This window comes from Actinomadura sp. KC345 (assembly GCF_004348515.1).
GTDB lineage: Bacteria > Actinomycetota > Actinomycetes > Streptosporangiales > Streptosporangiaceae > Spirillospora.
On the sequence record NZ_SMKH01000443.1, the window covers coordinates 1 to 4,688 of the forward strand.

At 73.3% G+C, this 4,688-nt stretch carries 5 protein-coding genes; 3 read left to right on the forward strand and 2 right to left on the reverse strand.

Annotated features, from left to right (window positions below; genetic code table 11):
* Positions 1–592, reverse strand: a 592-nt coding sequence (locus E1281_RS37645; RefSeq protein WP_165959281.1) for a DUF1707 domain-containing protein, incomplete at its 3' end; no start/stop codon positions are given.
* A gap of 185 nt (positions 593–777) precedes the next feature.
* Here E1281_RS37645 and E1281_RS37650 point away from each other — a divergent pair.
* Positions 778–2,424, forward strand: coding sequence for an acyl-CoA dehydrogenase family protein (locus E1281_RS37650; RefSeq protein ID WP_131884477.1), 1,647 nt, complete (start codon positions 778–780; stop codon positions 2,422–2,424).
* Between the two features lie 12 nt (positions 2,425–2,436).
* On the opposite strand, the gene E1281_RS37655 is transcribed toward E1281_RS37650, so the two are convergent.
* The gene (locus E1281_RS37655; protein WP_131884478.1) at positions 2,437–3,231 is read right to left on the reverse strand and encodes an SAM-dependent methyltransferase; all 795 of its coding nucleotides are present in this window, start codon (positions 3,229–3,231) and stop codon (positions 2,437–2,439) included.
* Between the two features lie 162 nt (positions 3,232–3,393).
* Here E1281_RS37655 and E1281_RS37660 point away from each other — a divergent pair, with 162 nt between their 5' ends.
* Positions 3,394–3,942, forward strand: a complete 549-nt coding sequence (locus E1281_RS37660) for a DUF4262 domain-containing protein (RefSeq protein WP_131884479.1) — start codon at positions 3,394–3,396, stop codon at positions 3,940–3,942.
* 37 nt (positions 3,943–3,979) lie between these two features.
* Positions 3,980–4,564, forward strand: coding sequence for a GNAT family N-acetyltransferase (locus E1281_RS37665; RefSeq protein WP_131884480.1), 585 nt, complete (start codon positions 3,980–3,982; stop codon positions 4,562–4,564).
* Positions 4,565–4,688: the final 124 nt, after the last annotated feature.

Consider the following 4,688-nt stretch of genomic DNA (forward strand, 5'->3'; position numbering starts at 1 on the left):
GGACGGGGGCGCCGGGGCGGGGTTCGCGGACGCTGACCTTGCGGTCGCCGAGGAAGGCGCGGCCGGAGAGCCGGACGCTCACGCCGTCCGGCACGATGATCTTGACGTCGCCCATCACGGCGGTGGCGGAGATGTCGATCTCGCCCGTGGGGACCTGGGCGCCGCGCAGGTCGAGCTCGACGTCGCCCATCACCGAGAGGGCCTCCAGGGGCTCGTCGATGCGGCCGACGATGCGCTCCTTGCAGTCGCCCATGACGGCGCTGAACTTGCGCTGGACCTGGCGCGGCGCGGGGTTGGCGCCGGGGGCGCCCAAGCCGGGCAGGTCGTCGGTGATGCGGTCCAGTTCGCCGCGGGTGACGGCCGCGTAGGCGGCCTCGCTGCGCTCGGTCAGTTCCTCCAGGGTGAGCCGTCCCTCGACGGAGGCGATCCGCAGCCGCTCGACGACGGCCTCCCGCTCGGCGTCGGACGCCCGTATCGCGTCCGGGCCCGGTTCGGGAGGGTCGGTGAGGGGCCGGTCGGGGTGCACGTCCTGCCGCCGGTCCCGCGGGCGGCAGGAGGAGGGCCGCTCCGGCTGCGGACTGGACTGACTCATGATTTCGAAGGTATGCCCCCGCCGCAGCGGGACAATCCGCCGCGCGGACGAGATCGCCCCACCACCTGAGGAGGATGGACGTCCGGGCCCCGTGACGACAGGATCAACGGTTGCCCGAACAGGGTTCTGTATCCTCCGGGGCAGCGGCGTGAACGCCGGTGGAACAAGGACGCGGGAGCGGCACGGTGACACACGAGGTCTTCAATCAGGTCCCCCCTCTCGCCGGGCACGACCTGGCCGACGAGGCGGTCCTCCTGGACGGTCTGCGGCGCGAGGGCGCCGGGTGGGCCGAGGCCGAGGTGCGCGAGCTCGGCCGGCTCGCGGGCACCGAGCAGGCGCAGGAGTGGGGACGGCTCGCCAACGAGCATCCGCCGGTTCTGCGCACCCACGACCGCTACGGGCACCGGATCGACGAGGTCGAGTTCCACCCGGCGTGGCACGAGCTGATGAACGTCGCGGTGACGCACGGGCTCCACGGCTCGGCGTGGACCGACCCGCGGGCGGGCGCCCACGTCGCGCGGGCCGCCAAGTTCTACGCCTGGCGGGTGGACGCGGGCCACGGCTGCCCGATCTCGATGACGTACGCCGCCGTCCCGGCACTGCGCCGGTCCCCCGACCTGGCGGCGCAGTACGAGCCGCTGCTCGCCGTGCGGGAGTACGACCACGGTCTGCGCGCGCCGCTGACGAAGAGGGCGCTGCTCGCCGGAATGTCCATGACCGAGAAGCAGGGCGGCTCGGACGTGCGGGCCAACACCACCGAGGCCGCGCCCCGGGCGGACGGGACGTACCGGCTCACCGGCCACAAATGGTTCACCAGCGCCCCGATGTGCGACGTCTTCCTGACCCTGGCCCAGGCCCCGGGCGGCCTCACCTGCTTCCTGGTCCCCCGCGTCCTGCCGGACGGTGAGCTGAACCCGCTGCGGCTGATGCGGCTGAAGGACAAGCTGGGCAACAGGTCCAACGCGTCCTCGGAGGTGGAGTACCACGACGCGGTCGCCTGGCGGGTCGGGGACGAGGGCCGCGGGGTGCGCACCATCATCGAGATGGTCGCCATGACCCGGCTGGACTGCGTGATCGGCGCGGCGGCGGGGATGCGGCAGGGCGTCACGACCGCCGTGCACCACGCGGCGCACCGCAAGGCCTTCGGCGCGTACCTCGTCGACCAGCCGCTGATGCGCAACGTGCTCGCCGACCTGGCGATCGAGTCCGAGGCGGCCACGATCACGATGCTGCGCCTGGCGGGCGCGGCCGACCGCTCGGTGCGCGGGGACGAGCCGGAGACGGCGTTCAAGCGGCTCGGGCTCGCGATCGGCAAGTACTGGATCACCAAGCGGTGGCCCGCGCACGCCGCCGAGGCCCTGGAATGCCTGGGCGGCAACGGCTACGTGGAGGAGTCGGGCATGCCCCGCCTCTTCCGGGAGTCGCCGCTGAACTCGATCTGGGAGGGCTCCGGCAACGTCGCGGCGCTGGACGTGCTGCGGGCCATGGCGAAGGAGCCGCAGACGGTCGAGGTGCTGTTCACCGAGATCGAGCGGGCGTCCGGAGCCGACCCGCGGTTGGACGCGGCCGTCCGCGAGGCCAAGACGTCCCTCGGGGACCTCGCGACGATCGAGCTGCGCGCCCGGCGCGTCGTCGAGCGGCTGGCGCTGGCGCTGCAGGGATCGCTGCTGGTCCGGCACGGCCACCCGGCCGTCGCGGACGCGTTCTGCGCGACGCGGCTCGCCGGTGACCGGGGCAGCGCCTTCGGCACCCTGCCGCCCGGTCTGGACCTCGCTCCGATCATCGAGCGCGCGACGCCGAAGCCCGGCGCCGCCCAGGCCGGCGGGGCGTGACCGCCGTCCCGGTCAGGGCTTGCGGCCCACGGCGCCGTAGGCGTCGATCCGGACGGGGGTCCGGTCGGGGCGCCACTCGGTGATCGGCACCATTCCGGGGTCGACCGGTTCAAGGCCCTCGAAGCACCTGCCGAGTTGCTCCGGGCTGCGCAGGATGTAGGGGACGCCTCCGCTCTCGACGAGCTTCTCGGCGCCCTCGGCGACCTCCGCTCCGGTGTCGGTGCCGTCCCACAGCACCAGGTGGCTGCCGGGTGCCGTCGCGTCCATCACCCGCCCGACGATGGCGCGCACGACGGCCAGGTCGGGCTCGTAGCCGAGCACGCCCATGAACATGACCGCCACCGGCTCGCGCAGGTCCAGCAGTTCCCCGGCCTCCTCGATGATCCGGCCCGGGTCGTGGTAGTCGGCGTGCACGTACGTGGTCGCGCCCTCCTCGGTGGCGCTCGCGAGCAGAGCGCGGGCGTGCGCCAGCACCAGCGGGTCGTTGTCGACGTACACGATCCGGGCTTCCGGCGCGACGGCCTGCGCCACCTCGTGGGTGTTCTGCATCGTGGGGAGCCCGGTCCCGATGTCGACGAACTGGCGGATTCCGCACTCGGCCGCCAGGTAGCGCACCACCCGGATGAGGAACTGCCGCGACTGCCGCGCCATGGTGACGATCTGCGGATACGCCTCGGCCACCGCGTCGCCGGCGGCGCGGTCGGACTCGTAGTTGTCCTTGCCGCCCATCCAGTAGTTCCAGATCCGCGCGGCGTGCGGCACCTCTGCGTTGACGGCGGCGGGCTCGACTGCGTCGCGGTCGGCCATGGGAAGGTCCCTCCTCGCTGGAACAAGCGATCTCCCGGGTCGGCTCAACGTACTCGCCGACGTCCGCCGCGGGGGGCGGTTCGCCCAAGCGCGCACGGTTTGTGACCTGGACCGGCCCGCCCAGCGCGATACCGAGGGTCCATTGATCGTAAACTGACGGTCATGTCCGGCGTCGGCCCCCCGTGCACCTGCGTGATCTGCCGTGACTACGGTGACCGGGACAGGCTGGACAACTTCCAGCTCCGGACCATCGTGCACATCACGCAGTACGGGTGGAGCGTCGTCCTCGTTCATCCCGACGAGGCCGGGCCCGGCTGGGCGTACACGGTCGGCCTGTGGCACAGCCACCGCGCGCCGGAGCTGGCGATGTTCGGCGGCGACGTCTACGAGACCGAGGAGATCCTCAACGCGCTCGGCACGCAGACCGCCGAGGGGCGTACCCCGGCGGACGGCGAGCGCCGCGACGGCGTCGTGCGGGGCCGGGCGGCCGCGTTCCGGGAGATCGACCCGCGCTGGTACGACGCGCTGTTCGGCGGCGCCGTGGCCTTCTACCGGCGGCCGCCGCTGCCGATGCTCCAGGTCGTCTGGCCCAACCCGGAGGGCCTGTTCCCCTGGCAGCCCGGTACCGAGCTGACGTTCCGCCACGCCCAGCCGTGGCTCTGGCTCGACCCGAGGCAGCACTCGGCCGGAGTCTGGACACGGCGGCTCTGACCGGCGCCCCCGGCCCCGGCGGGCCTACGATCGGGGGGTGTACGGGCCGCCCGGGGAGACCATCCGGACCAAGCGCCTCGTCCTGGAACCGCTGGCGGCCCATCACGCCGACGAGATGGCCCCCGTCCTGGACGACCGGCGCCTGCACCGCTACATCGGCGGTGAACCCCTCAGCCGGGACGAGCTGCGCGCCCGCTACACCCACCTCGCCGCCGGCCCGGCGCCGTTCCATCAGGAGTGGTGGCTGAGCTGGATCGTCCGCCGCCTCCGCGACGGGCAGGCCGTCGGGTACGTGCAGGCGACCGTCACGCCCGCGCCGCCGGGCTTCGCCGTGACACCCGCGGCCACGGGCTCGACCGTGACGCCGGGCCCGCCGCGGCGCGTCGCCTCCGCCGCCTGGGTCGTCGGGATGCCCTACCAGGGGTTCGGCTTCGCCACCGAGGCCGCCCGCGCCCTGCTGGACCGGCTCCTCACCCACGGCGTCGACGACATCGTCGCCACGATCCACCCGGACAACCGCCCGTCGGCGGCCGTCGCCGCCAAACTGGGCCTGCGCCGCACCGGCGAGACCACGAACGAGGGCGAGGACGTCTGGCGCCTGCCTCACGGTGCCCACCCGTGACACTCTGGTGACCAGCTGTGGCGTACGGGTGGGGAGCGAAGCTCGTCCGTTGAAAGGTGGTTGGGTGGGGGCTGGCTTCGGGCGCCGAGCGAAGCTCGTCCGTTGAAAGGTGGTTGGGTGGGGG

Bases quoted from the DNA above. Each gene is read 5' to 3' on its own strand.
- E1281_RS37655 (WP_131884478.1), bottom strand. From the start codon at position 3,231: ATGGCCGACCGCGACGCAGTCGAGCCCGCCGCCGTCAACGCAGAGGTG.
- E1281_RS37660 (WP_131884479.1), top strand. From the start codon at position 3,394: ATGTCCGGCGTCGGCCCCCCGTGCACCTGCGTGATCTGCCGTGACTAC.